This is a genomic window from Ruminococcus sp. AF31-8BH (assembly GCF_003460605.1).
Classification (GTDB): Bacteria; Bacillota; Clostridia; order Lachnospirales; family Lachnospiraceae; genus Blautia_A; species Blautia_A acetigignens.
On sequence record NZ_QTVN01000006.1, the window covers coordinates 150,124 to 167,502 of the forward strand.

15 protein-coding genes and 1 tRNA gene are annotated in these 17,379 nt (G+C 47.3%); 2 read left to right on the forward strand and 14 right to left on the reverse strand.

The features are described from left to right. Nucleotides 1–66 precede the first annotated feature (66 nt). Complete coding sequence (locus DWZ38_RS09430) at nt 67–1,305, forward strand: CapA family protein (RefSeq protein WP_117852002.1); 1,239 nt, start codon at nt 67–69, stop codon at nt 1,303–1,305. A 117-nt stretch (nt 1,306–1,422) separates the two neighbouring features. On the opposite strand, the gene queA is transcribed toward DWZ38_RS09430, so the two are convergent. From queA to plsX, 13 genes are all read right to left on the reverse strand, one after another. Continuing rightward, nucleotides 1,423–2,448, reverse strand: coding sequence for a tRNA preQ1(34) S-adenosylmethionine ribosyltransferase-isomerase QueA (gene queA / locus DWZ38_RS09435; protein WP_021926509.1), 1,026 nt, complete (start codon nt 2,446–2,448; stop codon nt 1,423–1,425). Beyond that, nucleotides 2,435–3,166: a tRNA (guanosine(37)-N1)-methyltransferase TrmD gene (trmD, locus tag DWZ38_RS09440; protein ID WP_347519308.1), complete on the reverse strand. Its 732-nt coding sequence runs from the start codon at nt 3,164–3,166 to the stop codon at nt 2,435–2,437. The genes queA and trmD overlap by 14 nt, the downstream gene beginning before the upstream one ends. Nucleotides 3,167–3,199: 33 nt before the next feature. Then, nucleotides 3,200–3,703: a ribosome maturation factor RimM gene (gene rimM / locus DWZ38_RS09445; protein ID WP_021926511.1), complete on the reverse strand. Its 504-nt coding sequence runs from the start codon at nt 3,701–3,703 to the stop codon at nt 3,200–3,202. 121 nt (nt 3,704–3,824) lie between these two features. Further along, the gene (locus DWZ38_RS09450) at nt 3,825–4,055 is read right to left on the reverse strand and encodes a KH domain-containing protein (RefSeq protein WP_021926512.1); all 231 of its coding nucleotides are present in this window, start codon (nt 4,053–4,055) and stop codon (nt 3,825–3,827) included. Between the two features lie 82 nt (nt 4,056–4,137). After that, nucleotides 4,138–4,383 (reverse strand): 30S ribosomal protein S16, encoded by a 246-nt coding sequence (rpsP, locus tag DWZ38_RS09455; RefSeq protein WP_117852013.1) that lies wholly within the window; start codon nt 4,381–4,383, stop codon nt 4,138–4,140. 53 nt (nt 4,384–4,436) lie between these two features. Further along, nucleotides 4,437–5,786 (reverse strand): signal recognition particle protein, encoded by a 1,350-nt coding sequence (gene ffh, locus DWZ38_RS09460; RefSeq protein WP_117852018.1) that lies wholly within the window; start codon nt 5,784–5,786, stop codon nt 4,437–4,439. A 3-nt stretch (nt 5,787–5,789) separates the two neighbouring features. Next, nucleotides 5,790–6,113: a YlxM family DNA-binding protein gene (gene ylxM / locus DWZ38_RS09465; protein ID WP_117852021.1), complete on the reverse strand. Its 324-nt coding sequence runs from the start codon at nt 6,111–6,113 to the stop codon at nt 5,790–5,792. 226 nt (nt 6,114–6,339) lie between these two features. After that, nucleotides 6,340–7,401: a tryptophan--tRNA ligase gene (trpS, locus tag DWZ38_RS09470; RefSeq protein WP_117852024.1), complete on the reverse strand. Its 1,062-nt coding sequence runs from the start codon at nt 7,399–7,401 to the stop codon at nt 6,340–6,342. 20 nt (nt 7,402–7,421) lie between these two features. Continuing rightward, nucleotides 7,422–8,633, reverse strand: a complete 1,212-nt coding sequence (ilvA, locus tag DWZ38_RS09475) for a threonine ammonia-lyase (RefSeq protein WP_117852029.1) — start codon at nt 8,631–8,633, stop codon at nt 7,422–7,424. 25 nt (nt 8,634–8,658) lie between these two features. Continuing rightward, nucleotides 8,659–9,600, reverse strand: coding sequence for a signal recognition particle-docking protein FtsY (gene ftsY / locus DWZ38_RS09480; RefSeq protein WP_021925988.1), 942 nt, complete (start codon nt 9,598–9,600; stop codon nt 8,659–8,661). A 14-nt stretch (nt 9,601–9,614) separates the two neighbouring features. Next, the gene (smc, locus tag DWZ38_RS09485; protein ID WP_117852033.1) at nt 9,615–13,175 is read right to left on the reverse strand and encodes a chromosome segregation protein SMC; all 3,561 of its coding nucleotides are present in this window, start codon (nt 13,173–13,175) and stop codon (nt 9,615–9,617) included. Nucleotides 13,176–13,216: 41 nt separating this feature from the next. Next, nucleotides 13,217–13,900 (reverse strand): ribonuclease III, encoded by a 684-nt coding sequence (rnc, locus tag DWZ38_RS09490; protein ID WP_021925990.1) that lies wholly within the window; start codon nt 13,898–13,900, stop codon nt 13,217–13,219. A 213-nt stretch (nt 13,901–14,113) separates the two neighbouring features. After that, the gene (gene plsX / locus DWZ38_RS09495; protein WP_021925991.1) at nt 14,114–15,157 is read right to left on the reverse strand and encodes a phosphate acyltransferase PlsX; all 1,044 of its coding nucleotides are present in this window, start codon (nt 15,155–15,157) and stop codon (nt 14,114–14,116) included. A 239-nt stretch (nt 15,158–15,396) separates the two neighbouring features. Between plsX and DWZ38_RS22225 the strand changes: the two genes are divergently transcribed. Further along, nucleotides 15,397–15,493 (forward strand) — tRNA-Sec (locus DWZ38_RS22225). Between the two features lie 130 nt (nt 15,494–15,623). On the opposite strand, the gene selB is transcribed toward DWZ38_RS22225, so the two are convergent. Further along, nucleotides 15,624–17,282, reverse strand: a complete 1,659-nt coding sequence (gene selB, locus DWZ38_RS09500) for a selenocysteine-specific translation elongation factor (RefSeq protein WP_178105309.1) — start codon at nt 17,280–17,282, stop codon at nt 15,624–15,626. Nucleotides 17,283–17,379: the final 97 nt, after the last annotated feature.

Here is a 17,379-nt window from a genome sequence, read left to right on the forward strand (position 1 = left end):
CTGACTATCCAGCGACCTTTTTACACAGTTTCCGGTTCACACCAAATACCAGATAAGGATAAACGTATGCAAAAGAAAAAGAATTTATACAGAAAATCCAGATATTATCGTCGGCGTCAGCAGCTGCTGCGGAGAATTTATGCAGCCATTGGCGGCGTTTTGCTGCTGGTCGTAATCGTTCTGATCGTACGCGGCTGCATGTCCAGACAGGCTAAGACCGCTGATTCTTCCAATGTCAAAAACGAATCCGCTGCAAACGCTGACACCACTTCCGATACCCAAGCTGCCGCTTCGAGTACTGCTGATAGTGAAGCTTCCGCGAACGGAGAAAGCGAGAATTCAGATTCCGCAGCTGGAACGGCCAAAGCCTCCCACGACACCCCTGTTACCCTCACCGTCAGCGTGGTTGGTGACTGCACCCTTGGCACAGATGAAAATTTCGATTACGATACCAGCCTGAACGCATATTTCGAAAGCTATGGAAAGGAATATTTTTTCCAGAATGTAAAAAGCATTTTCGAGGCCGATGACCTGACTATCGCCAACAACGAGGGAACCTTCACCGAAAGCTATGACCGCGAGGACAAAACCTTCGCCTTCAAGGCCCCTGCTTCCTTTTCCGGAATTTACTCCTGCAGCTCTGTGGAAGCGGTAAATACAGCCAACAACCACAGCCATGATTACGGCGAGCAGAGCTTCCAGGACACTATGGACGCACTGGACGCCGAAGGAATCGTTCACTTTGGCTATGATGAAACTGCTGTTATGGACGTAAAAGGGGTGAAAGTCGGTCTTATAGGAATTTATGAGCTAAACGACCACCTGGAGCGTAAACAGCAGCTGGAGGACAATATTAATAAGGTAAAAGATGAGGGCGCCGAACTGGTTATCGTCATTTTCCACTGGGGAAATGAAAAAGAAACCGTTCCGGATTCCAACCAGACCACCCTGGGCAGACTTGCCATCGACCTTGGAGCCGACCTGGTATGCGGTCATCATCCTCATGTGCTTCAAGGCGTTGAGGAGTACAAGGGCAAAAATATTGTGTACAGCCTTGGAAACTTCTGCTTCGGCGGCAATTCCTCCCCAAGCGACATGGACACCATGATCTTCCAGCAGACCTTCACTATCACAAATGATGGCGTGCAGGATGATAACGTAACCAACATCATCCCCTGCTCCATCTCCTCTGCCTCTGACTACAACAACTATCAGCCCACTCCCGCAGAAGGCGACGAGAAAACCCGAATCATGGAAAAAATCCAGGAAAGAAGCTCCTGGATTGATACAGAAAATACATATTGAAAATATAAACTACGTATGCTATAATATAGCTAAACAACAAAGACCAAAAGCCATATGTAACAGCAAAAGACCCCAGAGTTGCAGCTCTGGGGTCTTATTCCGTTAAAAAATTATTTTTTAAAGTATCAACATCGCATCTCCAAAGGAGAAGAACCGATACCTCTCCTGCACTGCCACTTCATAGGCATGCATAATATTCTCTTTCCCAGCCAGAGCGGACACCAGCATAACCAGGGTAGATTCCGGCAGGTGGAAATTGGTGATCAGGCCATCGATCATCTTGAATTTGTAGCCTGGATAGATGAAAATCTCGGTCCAGCCACTTCCAGCCTTCAGGATTCCATCCTCTCCTGTGGCAGATTCCAGTGTACGGCAGCTGGTAGTTCCAACTGCGATCACCCGGCCGCCGTTTTTCTTGGTGTCGTTGATCAGCTTCGCCTGGTCCTCTTCCACTATATAAAACTCAGAATGCATGTGATGCTGCTCCACATCATCCACCTTCACCGGGCGGAAGGTTCCAAGTCCTACGTGAAGAGTAACATGGGCAATGTTTACCCCTTTTGCCTTCACCTGTTCCAGCAGTTCTTTGGTGAAATGCAGTCCTGCTGTAGGCGCTGCTGCAGAGCCCTCATGCTTAGCATAAACGGTCTGGTAACGGTTCTTATCCTTTAATTTATGAGTAATATAAGGAGGCAGCGGCATCTCGCCAAGCTGATCCAGAATCTCCTCAAAAATCCCTTCATAATGAAACTGGATCAGGCGGTTGCCCTCGTCAACCACATCAATGATCTCGCCCTTCAAAATGCCGTCACCAAATGTGATCTTCGCACCTGGACGAGCCTTTTTGCCAGGCTTCACCAGGCACTCCCAGATATCATTTTCCCTTCTTTTCAGAAGCAGGATCTCAATCACAGCGCCAGTCTCTTCCTTGTGTCCGTAAAGTCTTGCCGGAATGACCTTAGTGTCGTTGATCACCAAAGTATCCCCTTTGTTCAGATAGTCCAGTATATCCCTGAAATGGCGATGTTCAATGCTTCCATCTGCCATAGAAAGATGCATAAGTCTGGAAGAACTTCTATCCTCCAGCGGATCCTGGGCAATCAGCTCCTGGGGGAGCTCATAGTAAAAATCAGATGTTCTCATCTTTGGATTCCTCCTCTTTCCACTGCTTTTTCAACTGCCGCACAAAATTCCATTCTTTGTTGGTAAGGTCTGCCTTTTTCAGCAGATCCGGGCGTCTTTTCGCAGTACGGATAATGGACTGCTCTCTGCGCCACTTCTCTATATTTGCATGATGACCGGACATGAGAACCTCCGGAACCTTTTTCCCATGCCACTCTTCCGGACGGCTGTACTGGGGATATTCCAGAAGATTTCCTGCGAAAGACTCTGTCTCGCCAGATTCCTGGTTGCTGAGCACCCCCGGAACCATACGGGAAATGGAATCCATCATAACCATGGCCGGAAGCTCGCCGCCTGTGAGCACATAATCTCCGATGGACACATAATCCGTCACAATCTCTTCCAGAACTCTCTCATCGATTCCCTCATAATGACCGCAGAGGAAAACAAGGTCCTCCTCTTTTGCCATATCCCGGGCCATCTGCTGGTTAAACACCTGTCCCTGGGGCGTGAGATAAACCACTCTGGGGCGTTTCCCTGCCTTTTGGGCAATGGCCTCATAGGCCAGGTAAACCGGCTCTGCCTGCATCAGCATTCCAGCTCCGCCGCCATATGTGTAGTCATCCACCTTCTGATGCTTGTTAAAAGCATAGTCCCGGATGTTCACCGCTTCTACAGAGAGAATCCCTGCGTTAATGGCACGGCCTGTAATGCTGGTGTTCATTCCATTCTGGATCATTTCCGGAAAAAGGGTCAAAACATGGAAATTCATTTACAAAAGTCCTTTCATCAAATGTACTGTCATCACATTTTTCTCCAGATCCACGTCAAGGATACACTCCTTGATCGCCGGAAGAAGTACTTCCTGATGGTCCGGAAGCTCTACTACGTAAACATCATTGGCGCCAGTCTCCATAACATCCTTCAGGGTTCCGAAATGTGTATTGTCCTCCAGAACCACTTCCATGCCGATCAGATCGCCAATGTAATATTCGTCCTCATCCAATTCCTGCGCTTCCTCACGGGGAACCCACAGGTCTCTGCCTTTGTACATTTCAATATCATTTATGTTATCGATCCCGTTAAATTTCAGGATCACAAGATTCTTAAAAAACTTCACATTCCGGATTTCCAGCTTCTTCATCTCTCTGCCGGCATCCAGAAGCACATATTCAAGATCCAGGAAGCGCTCCGGATCAGTGGTAGGAAATACCTTCACTTCCCCTCTTACGCCATGAGTGGTTGTAATTACTCCAACCTTTAATAAATCTTCCATTCAAAACTCCTCTGCATAACTGAATAATGGAAAGCCAGTTCTTCTTAATTGCTGTAACAGACTTCCAATGTAAAAACAGGAGCCATGTTTCCACAGCTCCTGCACCATTATATCTTGCTTATCATTGCAGAATATCTACAATCACTTTTTTGCTGCTTTTGGAAGAAGCCGCTTTTACTACGGTACGGATTGCCTTGGCGATTCTGCCCTGACGTCCGATCACCTTACCCATATCAGATGGTCCTACCTTCAGCTCAATGACAACTGCGTCATCCTTTTCTGTTTCGGTAACGACTACTTCGTCCGGATTTTCAACAAGAGATTTTGCAATTACTTCTACTAATTCCTTCATTACACACCTCCCTGATCTGTCCTAGAGCATATCAAAAGGCTCTAATCTGGACGTTACAGAAATACCCCCTGAGAGATACTTCTTATTTCTCGATTCCGGCCTGTTTGAGGATCTTAGCAACAACTTCTGTAGGCTGAGCACCGTTTGCAAGCCATTTCTTAGCTGCTTCTTCGTCAACCTTGCATACGCTTGGCTCCTGGTTTGGATCGTATGTTCCGATCTCCTCGATACATCTTCCGTCACGTTTGCTGCGGGAATCTGCAACAACGATTCTATAGTAAGGTGCTTTCTTCTGTCCCATTCTTCTTAATCTGATCTTTACTGCCATTTTAATTTTCCTCCAGTTGATTTCTCTTTATTAGTTTAATTTAGTTTGTTTATCTAAAAGGGAAGCTTAAAGCCGCCTCTTTTACCACCCATTTTGCCGTTCATCATGCCCGGCATCTGCTTCATCATCTTCTTGCTCTGCTCGAACTGCTTCACAAGGCGATTGACTTCTGCAACATCCACACCAGCGCCTCTTGCAATGCGGTTCTTGCGGGAAACATTGAGGATTCCCGGATTGGAGCGCTCCTGCGGAGTCATGGAAAGGATAATGGACTTGGTTCTGTCCATTGCTTTCTCATCGATCATACTCTCCACATCCTTCATCTTGCTTCCCATACCAGGGAGCATGTTCAGGATACTGGAAATGCCGCCCATCTTATTCATCTGCTCAAGGCTGGTAAGATAGTCATTGAAATCAAAGTCCATCTTCTTCAGCTTCTTGGACATTTCCTGGGCTGCTTCCTGATCAACAGCTGCCTCCGCCTTCTCGATCAGGCTCATTACATCTCCCATACCAAGGATACGGGATGCCATTCGTTCCGGATAAAACTGCTCCAGATCGGAAAGCTTCTCTCCCATACCTACATACAGGATCGGCTTGCCGGTTACGGCTTTGATGGAAAGGGCTGCACCGCCTCGGGTGTCACCATCCATCTTGGTCAGGATCACGCCGTCGATTCCAACCTTCTCTGTGAAAGTCTGGGCTACATTGACTGCGTCCTGTCCGGTCATGGCATCAACTACAAGGATTGTAGCATCCACCTCAATATTAGACTTAATATCAGCAAGTTCCTGCATCATATCCTCATCAATATGAAGACGGCCCGCTGTATCAATGATCACTACATTCTGCTGATTGGCCTTGGCATGTGCAATGGCTGCCTTGGCAATGTCCACCGGGCTCTGCTTATCACCCATGGTAAAGACTTCTACGCCCTGCTTCTCACCATTCACCTGCAGCTGTGTGATCGCTGCGGGTCTGTATACATCACAGGCTACCAGAAGAGGTCTCTTACCCTTGGACTTGATCTTACCTGCAAGCTTGGCTGCGGTGGTGGTCTTACCAGCACCCTGGAGACCTGCCATCATAAGCACGGTAAGGTCATTGCCAGGCTTGATCGGAAGTTCTGTAGTCTCGCTTCCCATAAGATTAACCAGCTCTTCATTTACAATCTTGATGACCATCTGGCCTGGATTCAGTCCGTTCATAACGTCCTGTCCAACCGCACGTTCCTGTACAGATTTGGTGAACTGCTTCACCACTCTGAAGTTAACGTCCGCTTCAAGGAGTGCCATCTTAACTTCCTTAAGAGCAATCTTAACATCCTCTTCTGTCAGACGGCCTTTGCTTCTAAGCTTCTTGAATACATTCTGAAGTTTATCTGTCAAGCTTTCAAATGCCATGAATTATAACTCCTCTAAAATCACATTGGATATTGCCACGATATCATCCGCGTGATACCCGGATGCAAGCTCATGGATCTTCTGTACCTGTCCCCGGATATTCACAAACTTCTCAACCAGATGCAGCTTCTCTTCATATCCCTCCAGCGCCCTGTCGCAGCGTCTGACCATATCATGTACGCCCTGACGGCTGATATTCAGTTCTTCTGCAACCTCACTTAAGGAATAATCCTCCAGAACTACACTCTCGTAGATCTGCTGCTGTCTCTTCGTAAGAAGCTCTCCGTAAAAATCATAGAGCAAAGTACGTTCTACAAACTTTTCCATTCGTTATCACCTTGGGTATCATACCTTATTTCGCGGTGTGTGTCAAGTGTTTTTTCTTTACAAGTTGAATTATTTTACTTTCCATGCAAAAATAATTTTTCTGCAGCATGTAAAAAGCCGGGAATTGTAACTGTTTCATACCTTACAGTTGTGAACCAAAATGCATTCCAGATTTCTTCAGGAATAGCATCCCGGCACAATTCCCAGCCAAATAGTAATCGAATGATCAGTGAATCAGATTGTCGTCATCAAAGTAATTGATTCTCATGGACGCCTTTACATCCTTCAGAGTCTCAGCGGCTTTCGCCTCTGCTACCTTGCTGCCCTCTCTTAAGATGTCGTAAATATCCGGGATTCGCTGCTCCCACATTTTACGGCGCTCGCGGATCGGTCCAAGCTCTGCCTGGAGAACATTGTTCAGGAACTTCTTAACCTTCACATCTCCAAGTCCGCCTCTCTTGTAATGATCCTTCAGCTCATCCAGGTTCTGATAATCTGGAAGGAATTCCGGGAAATACTCTGGCTTGCAGAACGCATCCAGATAAATGAATACCGGGTTGCCGTCTACATTTCCAGGATCCTGAACACGAAGATGGTTCGGGTCTGTGAACATGGACATAACTTTTTTCTTCACCTCATCTGCCTCGTCAGAAAGGTAGATGCAGTTTCCAAGGGATTTGCTCATTTTGGCTTTGCCGTCAATACCTGGCAGACGCAGGCATGCCTTGTTGGAAGGAAGCACGATCTCAGGCTCTGTAAGAGTCTCACCGTATACGGTGTTGAATTTGTGCACGATTTCCTTGCACTGCTCCAGCATTGGAAGCTGATCCTCCCCAACCGGAACTGCCGTTGCGCGGAAAGCGGTAATATCTGCTGCCTGGCTGATCGGATAGCAGAAAAATCCTACCGGAATGCTGGCTTCAAAATTACGCTGCTGGATCTCAGATTTTACAGTTGGGTTACGCTGAACACGGGCTACTGTAACCAGATTCATATAATAGAAGGTAAGCTCTGTAAGTTCCGGAACCATGGACTGGATAAAAATAGTGGATTTGTCCGGGTCAATGCCGCAAGCCAGGTAATCCAGTGCAACCTGGATAATGTTCTGGCGTACTTTCTCCGGATGCTCTGCATTGTCTGTAAGAGCCTGGGCATCTGCGATCATAATATAAATCTCATCATAATTGCCGGAATTCTGCAGTTTTACACGCTCAGATAATGAGCCTACATAATGTCCGACATGAAGACGTCCTGTTGGACGGTCACCTGTCAAAATTACTTTTTTCATAGTGGGTATACTCCTTATTTTTATAAGCTTGCGCGGATCACCTTCGGTCTGCAGCCTGCAGTCTCAAGTGCCTTCACGATCTGATTCTTATGGTCTGTACCAAATGCCTCCAGAGTGATCTTCAGCTCCACAGCCGCATTACGGTTGGTGCTTACAAACTGGTTGTGATCCAGCTTGATAACATTTCCCTGATTCTCTGCGATAATGGAAGCCACACGTACCAGCTCACCTGGCTTATCCGGGATCAGAACAGATACGGTAAAGATTCTGTCACGCTGGATCAGACCATGCTGTACAACGGAAGACATGGTGATCACATCCATATTTCCGCCGCTTAAGATGGAAACGACTTTCTTGTTCTTGAAATCAAGATGACGAAGAGCTGCAACTGTCAGAAGACCGGAGTTCTCCACGATCATCTTGTGATTCTCAACCATATCAAGGAAAGCAACGATCAGCTCATCATCCTCGATGGTAATGATTCCATCCAGGTTCTCCTGGATATATGGGAAAATATGGGATCCCGGAGTCTGAACTGCAGTACCGTCTGCAATGGTATTTACGTGAGGAAGGGTTACAACCTCGCCCTTTTCCAGGGAAGCTTTCATGCAGGCTGCTCCGGCTGGCTCAACACCGATAACTTTAATGTGAGGATTGAGCAGCTTGGCAAGTGTGGAAACACCTGTTGCAAGTCCGCCTCCACCGATTGGTACCAGGATATAGTCTACAAGAGGAAGCTCCTGAATGATCTCCATTGCGATGGTTCCCTGACCGGTTGCAACAGCCGGATCATCAAAAGGATGGATGAAGGTATAGCCTTTTTCCTCTGCCAGGTCCAGTGCATAAGCACAGGCTTCATCGTAAACATCACCGTGAAGGATTACCTCTGCGCCGTATCCTTTGGTGCGCTCTACTTTAATAAGCGGTGTGGTGGTCGGCATTACGATCACTGCTTTCACACCATATTTATGTGCGGCATAGGCAACACCCTGTGCATGGTTTCCTGCGGAAGCTGTAATCAGCCCTTTGCTTCTCTCCTCATCGGAAAGAGTACTGATCTTGTAATAAGCTCCGCGCACCTTGTATGCGCCTGTTCTCTGCATGTTCTCCGGTTTAAAAAATACCTTGTTTCCGGTCAGTTCAGAGAAATAGCTGCTTTTCACCAGCTTGGTCTCCTGGGTTACCTGCTTAACAATTTCTGCCGCTTCTTCAAAACTCTCTAATGTAAGCATTTTTTATTTTCCTCTCAATGATTTCTTAATTTTCCTCCGGGTGGATATCAAACAGCGCGTCCACAAAAGAATTCGCATCAAACTTCTGCAGATCGTCAATGCTCTCGCCCACTCCGATATACTTCACCGGAATATCCAGCTCAGACTGGATTGCAACTGCAATACCGCCCTTGGCTGTACCGTCCAGCTTGGTAAGAATGATTCCGGTTACATTTGCCACTTCCGCAAACTGTCTTGCCTGCACAAGCGCATTCTGTCCGGTAGTTCCATCCAGAACAACCAGAGTTTCCAGATAAGCCTCCGGGTACTCTTTTTCCAGAATACGGTAAATCTTGCGAAGCTCTTCCATCAGGTTCTTCTTATTATGAAGTCTTCCTGCAGTATCACAGATCAGAATATCCGCATTTCGTGCCTTGGCTGCTGCCACTGCATCATAAACAACAGATGCCGGATCTGCGCCGTCCTGGCCGCCGATGATTTCCACGCCTGCACGGTTTGCCCACTGAGTCAGCTGCTCCCCTGCTGCCGCACGGAAGGTATCCGCTGCGCCAAGAATGACTTTCTTGCCCTGATCCTTCAGCATGCCTGCAAGTTTTCCAACGGAAGTTGTTTTACCAACGCCGTTTACTCCAATCACAAGGATCACGGATTTGCGGTTCTCAAATTCATACTCGGTGCTGTCCACCGTCATTTGGTCCTTGATGGTATCAATGAGAAGCTCCTTGCACTCTCTTGGATCCTTGATATTGCGGATTTTCACCTGTTCCTTCAACCGCTCCAGAATCGCTGTGGTGGCATTGATTCCAATGTCTCCCATGATCAGGATCTCTTCCAGTTCCTCATAAAAATCATCGTCTATGGTAGAATAGCCTGTGAAAAGAGAATCAAATCCTGCCACAATGTTGTCCCTTGTTTTTGTCAAGCCGCTGACAAGTCTTTTAAAAAAGCCTTTCTTTTCCTCTGCCATTTGCTCTCCTCCTTTTACTGCGTAAGCTGGTTCTCTACTAAATCTACGGAAACCAGTGCAGATACGCCTTTCTCCTGCATGGTAATACCATAAAGCCGGTCTGCGGCATTCATAGTACCACGCCTATGTGTTATTATAATAAATTGGGTGTTCTTCGTCAACTTCTGAAGATAACCCGCAAAACGACCTACGTTGGAATCATCAAGAGCTGCCTCGATCTCGTCCAGAAGACAGAAGGGAGATGGCTTCAGGTTCTGGATGGCAAAAAGAAGGGCAATGGCAGTCAGCGCCTTCTCTCCACCGGAAAGCTGCATCATATTCTGGAGCTTTTTGCCCGGAGGCTGGGAAATAATACGGATTCCAGCTTCCAGAATGTCCACATCCTCCTCAAGCTCCAGAGTACCCTTTCCTCCGCCAAACAGCTCCTTAAATGCCTTGTCAAATTCCTTCTGGATATCCTGGAATTTCTCGGTAAACTGCCTGCGCATTCCCTCATCCAGCTCCTGGATAATGTTTTCCAGCTGGGCTTCTGCTGTTTTCAGATCCTCATACTGTCCGGAAAGGAACGCGTGACGCTCGGAAATTTCCTTATATTCTTCAATGGCATTTACATTTACATTTCCAAGCTTCCGGATCTCGTCCTTTACCTGGGCAATGTCCCGCTTCATGGCGTTCAGGTCTGTAAGCTCTTCCTTTTTGTACTGAAGGGCATTGTTTGGCGTGATTTCATATTCGTTCCACATATAGGAAATCTGGGCTTCCCTGTGCTCTTCCAGCTTCTCCATCTGGCTTTTCAGACGGTAGCACTCCTTATCTAGAAGGGAAATCTTGCCGGAAAGTTCATCACGCTTTTCGAAAAAGGCTTTGTGACTGGTGTTCTTCTCATCCTTTACAGCCTGCCAGCTCTCCAGCTGGGCTCTCGCCTTCGTCTCCTCTTCCCCTAAAGTTTTGATCACAGCTTCCAGGTCTTCCACAGACTGGCGCTTCTTCTGGTTCTCCTCGCTGCCAAGGGTAAGAGTCTCATGAATATCCCCTTCCTCCTGACGAAGAGCCTCCATCTCATGATTCAGACGATCCAGAGTCTCAGATGCAAAGCTTTCTTTCTGCTGTGCGGTGCTGGCTTCCAGACGAAGGGATTCCAGTTTCTTTGAAACCTCCTGCTCCTCTGTTTTCCACTCTTCCAATTCTTTCTGCCTGGTCTGGATAAAAGCTTCCAGCTCTTTTTCATCCTGCTCGGAAGCCTTCAATTCTTCTGCAATTTTATTGTGGTCTGCCTTGGCCTCCTCGATCTGGCGGCGGATCTCCATCTGTTCTCTCTGGATCTCGCCATAGCCAGCCTGGATTTCCTTTGTCTTGGCTTCCACCTGGTTCATATTCATTTTCGCAGTGTTCTGAGCAACGTACTGCTGGCGCAGCTTTTCCTGCAGATCTGCGATGGTATCACGGATTACATTGCGCTTGCTTCTGTTGTCATTGATGGATTTCTGCATGTCATCCATGTCTTTTTTCAATGCTTTGACGCTGGATTCCAGTTCCTCAATCTCACGGCGGCGTCCCAGAAGGTTGCTGTTGTTCTTAAAAGAACCACCAGACATGGAACCGCCTGGATTGAAGGATTCTCCCTCTACCGTTACCATGCGCAGGCTGTGCCTGTATTTTCTTGCAATGGCAATGGCGTGGTCAATATGATCCACCACCAGAACTCTTCCTAGAAGATAGGTTGCAAGACCAGTGTATTCCGGCCCTGTTGACACCAGTTCACTGGCAAGGCCAATCACTCCCGGCTCTCTCAGCGCTTCTCTCTGGGTAAAACTGCTCTTGGTATTAATACTATTTAAAGGAAGGAACGTAGCGCGTCCGAAACGGTTCTTTTTCAGAAACTCGATCATCTGCTTGGCAGTCTGCTCGTTGTCTGTGACAATGTTCTGGATGCTTCCTCCAAGAGCTGTCTCAATCGCAATCTCGTATTCCTTATTTACCTGAATCAGATCCGCCACAACACCTTTGATTCCAGGTGCACGGTCCTTCTGCTCCATGACGCGGCGGATACTGTTTCCGTATCCATCATACCGCTCTGTAATATTCTTCAAAGATTCCAGTCTGGATGCTTCCCGGTGATAGGCACTCTGGCCGATCTCCATCTGGCTGTTCTGCTGCTTTAATTCACTGGTCAGCTTATGTACTTCATCATCCAGGCGCTGGCACTCTGCATTCATTTCTTCAATAAGAGAGGTGATTCCCTGGAATTTCTCCCGGGCCTTCTCCATCTCGGTGTGCTGCTCTGCCTCTTCAGTTTTCAAATGAAGCTGTCTCTGGCTGATTCCGGCTCTTCGGATATCGATCTGCTCCATCATGGTATCGAAACGCTGGGCTTTTCCTTTTGTGGTGGCACGGGAATTGAGAAGTTCAATGATCTCATTCTTGCCGTTCTCCACTGCCTGGGTGCACTCTTCAATCTGCGCCTGAATATTGGAAAGGCGCTCCTCCTCATCTCCCTGGCGCTTCTTTGCCTGAAGAAGGGCTGCATGGAGCTGGGATTTCTCCTGCTCCTGGCTCTCTAAAGAAGTCTGGCGCTCCTTTAAATCTGCTTCAATGGTCTGCAGACGATTCTTGTAGTGCTCTTCATTTTGCACGCCTGCAAGGATCTGCTCTCTTAAAACCTTAATCTCGCCATCCAGCTGCTGCCTGCGGATTGCCTTATTCTGGGTATCCTCCCGAAGCTGGTCCATCTGGCTGGTAAGCTTCTCCAGTTCCTCTTCCAGACGGTCGTACTCCACCTTGGTCTGGTCGTAGGCTTTCTGGTTCTCTTCCAGTTCTTCTGCCGCCCGGGTGTTCTTTCCGTCCAGTTCCTTCAGTTCCTGGCTGGTTTTCTCGTTTTCCACAAGGAAACAGTTTACATCCAGTTCCCGGAGGGTATCTCGTTTGGCAAGATAAATTCTGGCAGTCTCAGACTGGCGCTCCAATGGACCTAACTGTCTGGTCAGCTCGCTTAAAATATCGGTTACACGCACCAGGTTGGCCTGCTCGTCCTGCAGCTTCTTGATGGTGGTATTCTTGCGGCGCTTAAACTTTACGATTCCGGCAGCCTCATCAAACAGCTCCCGGCGCTCCTCCGGCTTGCCGCTTAGGATCTTGTCGATCTGCCCCTGACCGATAATGGAATAGCCTTCTTTTCCAATACCGGTGTCATAAAACATCTCATTGATGTCCTTCAGACGACAGGCACTTCCGTTGATCAGGTACTCGCTTTCCCCGGAACGGTAAAGCCGCCTGGTAACTGTGACTTCGTTAAAATCAACCGGAAGCTTGTGATCGCTGTTGTCAAGGGTGATGGCCACAGAGGCAAAGCTTAAGGGCTTTCTGGTCTCTGTTCCGGAAAAAATAACGTCCTGCATGTTCCCGCCTCGCAGCTGCTTGGCACTCTGCTCGCCAAGAACCCAGCGGACCGCATCGCCTACGTTGCTTTTTCCGCTTCCGTTAGGTCCTACGATTCCGGTAATTCCGTTATGAAATTCGAAATTGATTTTCTGTGCAAAGGACTTAAACCCCTGCACTTCAATGTTTTTTAAATACATGTATTCGAATCCTTGTCATTATTGTTATAGGAAATCCGCTTTTATGCTTTCATTTTGCGGATTGCCTGATAAGCAGCTTCCTGCTCGGCAGCTTTCTTGGTATGGCCAACGCCTGTCCCCATCACCTGGCCGCTGACCAGAACATCCACAGTAAAGCTCTTGTTGTGATCCGGTCCTTCCTCTTTCATAAGGCGGTACTCCACAAGATGGGTTCCCTTCTCCTGTACGATTTCCTGCAGGATGGTCTTGCTATCATAAAAGAGCTGCTTGTTCTCAAGATCGTTCAGGATAAATTTCAGAACGAACTCCTTTGCGCTAGCAAAACCACCGTCCAGATAAATAGCTCCAAGCAGAGCCTCTGTTGCATCGGAAACGATAGAGTCACGGTTTCTTCCGCCAGTCATATCCTCACCTTTGCCAAGAAGCAGGTACTGGGGCAGTCCAAAATCCCTTGCACAGTAAGCAAGACTTGGCTCACATACCAGGCTGGCTCTCTTCTTGGTCAGCTCTCCTTCCGGGATCTGAATGTATTTCTTATAAAGGAAATCACTGCTGATCAGTTCAAGAACTGCATCTCCAAGAAACTCCAGACGCTCGTTGCAGCCTACCTTGCCAAGCTTCTTCTCATTTGCATAGGAGCTGTGTGTCAGCGCCAGAATCAGAAGATTCCTGTTCTTAAACTCATAACCGATCCGTGCTTCCAATGCTTTTAACTTTTTTTCCATAATTAACTTCCTTCCCTCTGGCAATCCGAATATGTTCTGATGCAGTGCTGTCTGGAAAACTCAAAAAAGTTTCCAGCAGCCACTTCCTTACTATCTCACAGCAGGTCTTTGCTGTGAAATTGATGTCAGAAAAAAATCATGTATCATATTCAGGCTGCCAGTATCTCTTTACTTTCTGCCTTATGCACTGCGCACTGGCAGCATATAAAGCTTTTATGCCTCTTCTTTTGGTGTCTCTGCTTTTTGTGTTTCTTCTACCATGTGCGCTGCGATCTTCTCGTTGATCTTCTGCTGTCTGAACTGTACGCACTGGAAAATGGCGTGGCGGATTTCTACAGCCTTGGCACTGCCGTGTGTCTTCACAACCAGTCCCTTTAGTCCCAGAAGCGGAGCTCCGCCGTACTCGCTTGCGTCAAATGCCTTCATGGTCTCCTTGATGGCCGGCTTCACCAGAAGTGCACCTACTTTGCTGCGGGTATCCTTCATAAGACCGCTCTTGATCATCTTCATGAAAGTACTTCCAAGTCCCTCATACAACTTCAGGATCACATTTCCCACAAAGGCCTCGCAGACAATTACATCTGCATAACCAGCTGGAATATCCCTTGCCTCAATGCTTCCGATGAAATTGATTCCCGGACACTCTTTCAGAAGAGGGAATGTCTCCTTTACAAGGGCGTTGCCTTTCTCTTCCTCTGCGCCGTTATTTACAATGGCTACCCGGGGATTCTTGATTCCCACAACGTCTTCCATGTAGATAGATCCCATCTTGGCAAACTGCACCAGATGGTCTGGTCTTGCATCTACATTGGCGCCGCAGTCGATCAGAAGAGAAACGCCTTTCTCTGTGGGAATCAGCGGTGCCAAAGGCGGACGCTGCACGCCCTTGCTTCTGCCTACGATCACCTGGCCGCCTACCAGAATCGCTCCTGAGCTTCCGGAGGAAACAAAAGCATCTGCTTCCTGCTTCTTCACAAGGTTCAGGCCTACCACAATGGAAGAATCCTTCTTCTTACGGATTGCAACCACCGGAGGTTCTGCAGTCTCGATCACCTCTGTGGCATTTACCACCTGAATTCTTTCTTTGGGGTAATTCTGAAATTTACTCAGCTCACTCTCAATTACTTCCTGCTTACCAGTGAGGATCACTACAATATCATCTCTCTCTGTAACAGCTTCTACAGCTGCCTTCACAGGCTCTGCCGGGGCGTTATCCCCGCCCATGGCATCTACTACTACTCTAACTGTCTCTGCCATATTCTTCTCCTCTTGGATTTCAGTTACTGCATCTTTTCCAGGCAGCAACATCTCTTCAGCACTGTACTTCGTTAATGTGAAAATATCCATTATAATCGGGACACGCAAAATCACAGAATCTTACACTATCCCGAATAATACTATTCTACTGTACTGCCCCCGGTAAGTCAATGCCAAACTTTGGATTACTCTTCACTTCGTGACTTGACTGAGCGGGCTAACTTGGTTATACTCACTTCGGGAGCAGATAGGTGCCGGTGTGCCTCCTGGTCTTCAAAACCAGTGTGGGGCGCTAATCCCGTCCCGGATGGGTTCGATTCCCATATGTTCCCGCCAAATAAAAATGCAAAAAAGCATTCACAAAGATCTTCTGTATGTCGCACAACACATTTTTGTTATTATAACTGCGCTGTCTTTTCACAATATAAAATTAAATATATTCCAAACTAACGACAACAGCTGAAAATTATATACGAGTAATTAATATTCGTTCCCCATTTGTCATCCTGGTAATTCTGTCCCTGTCAAAGCCTTCCAGCAGCGTGATTGCACATTTTCTGGATATCCCCAGCTGATCACGAAATTCTCCGGTTTTGATCACGCCCTTTTCCTTATATAATGTAACCGCCATATCCAATGCTTTCTTTCGAATATCCCGATGCATATAATGTTTCTCATCATATCGCACCAGCACACCGCTTCGCACCATTTTGAAAAAAACTGCTGAAAATTCTTTCTCCCTGGAAAAATCGGACTTCACCTCATCTGTCAAAGGCGGGATAAAACCCGAATTTAAATATAGATTCTGAATTTTGATAAATATGGGCGTACTTTCCAATTCATTCTCTTTGTTTTTGTTAATATTGTTATCATTTAGATCGTAATTTTTCCCTGCAGTTTCTATACTGTTTGTTTTATTGATTTGTGCCGGAACAAGCTTTGCTCCATTCCCGGACATCTCTTTACTCAAATCGGTGTCAGAACTTGTTTGAAAACGACGTTCTGCTCCCAGCTTTCGCCTTCTCTTCCGTTTCAACGCATTTGGATTTTCCACCACGCCTCCGCCGATAGTTTCCACCGGCGAATAAAACCGAATCACAAAATGATCACCAGCTTTCATCGCAGTCTGCTGTTCCATGCGAAGCTGCACCACAGCTTCTTCCCCTGGTTTCATCACTTCTCTGTCAAGCAAAATCACCTTGCAGATCAATTCTGCCGCTCCGTGGTACAAATGTACCCTCGCGCCGCTTTTTAAAGACCGATGTCCGCTTTTCAACAATCTCAGTTTGACATCCGCCATCATCGTACTCTCCATGCTATCTGCGGCCGCCAGGATTTCTCCTCTGGAAATCTCCTCTTTCCCAATTCCTGCCAAATTCACCGCCACACGCTGTCCCGGAAAAGCACGGCTTACATTCTGCCCATGAACCTGGATTCCTCGAACTTTCACCAGCTGGGCCTTTGGATACAACATGGCGCTTGAATCCATATCCAGTGCCCCATCCAATAACGTCCCCGTCCCAATCGTGCCAAAACCCTTTAAGGAGAACACACGGTCAATTGGAAGCCGAAAACTGTTCACAGAAGCATTTCTCTGCGCATAATCTCCTCCTTGCGTCTCTTCCAGACACATCTGCCACAGAATTCGCTGAAGGTCCTCAATCCCTCTTCCGTCCACTGCACTGGTCACTACCACTGCCGCTTTCTCCAGAAAAGTTCCCGCCACGAACATCTGAATTTCTTCTCTCAGTCCCGGCTTCCATTCCAGATCTCCCTTGGTAATCACCACTACGCCTCTTCGAATTCCCAGCAATGAAAGAATATCCAGATGTTCCCGTGTCTGAGGCATCACCCCTTCATCCGCCGCAATCACCATCATGGCAATGTGGATTCCGCCAGCTCCTGCCAGCATATTTTTTATAAATTTCTCATGTCCCGGCACATCAATGATCCCGGCCTCTTCCCCATTCGGAAGCTTCAAAAAGGCAAATCCATTCTCAATGGTAATCCCCCGCTTTTTCTCCTCCGCAAGCCGATCCGTATCTGTCCCTGTCAAGGCCTTCACCAGCCAAGTTTTCCCATGATCAATATGCCCCGCCGTGCCGATTATAATATGTCTTTTCATACTGCTCAACTTCCATAATAAAAATGGTCCCATGGTATCAACTATCTCAAATAATGATACCATGAAACCAAATTTCGCTCAAATATTATATTATGAT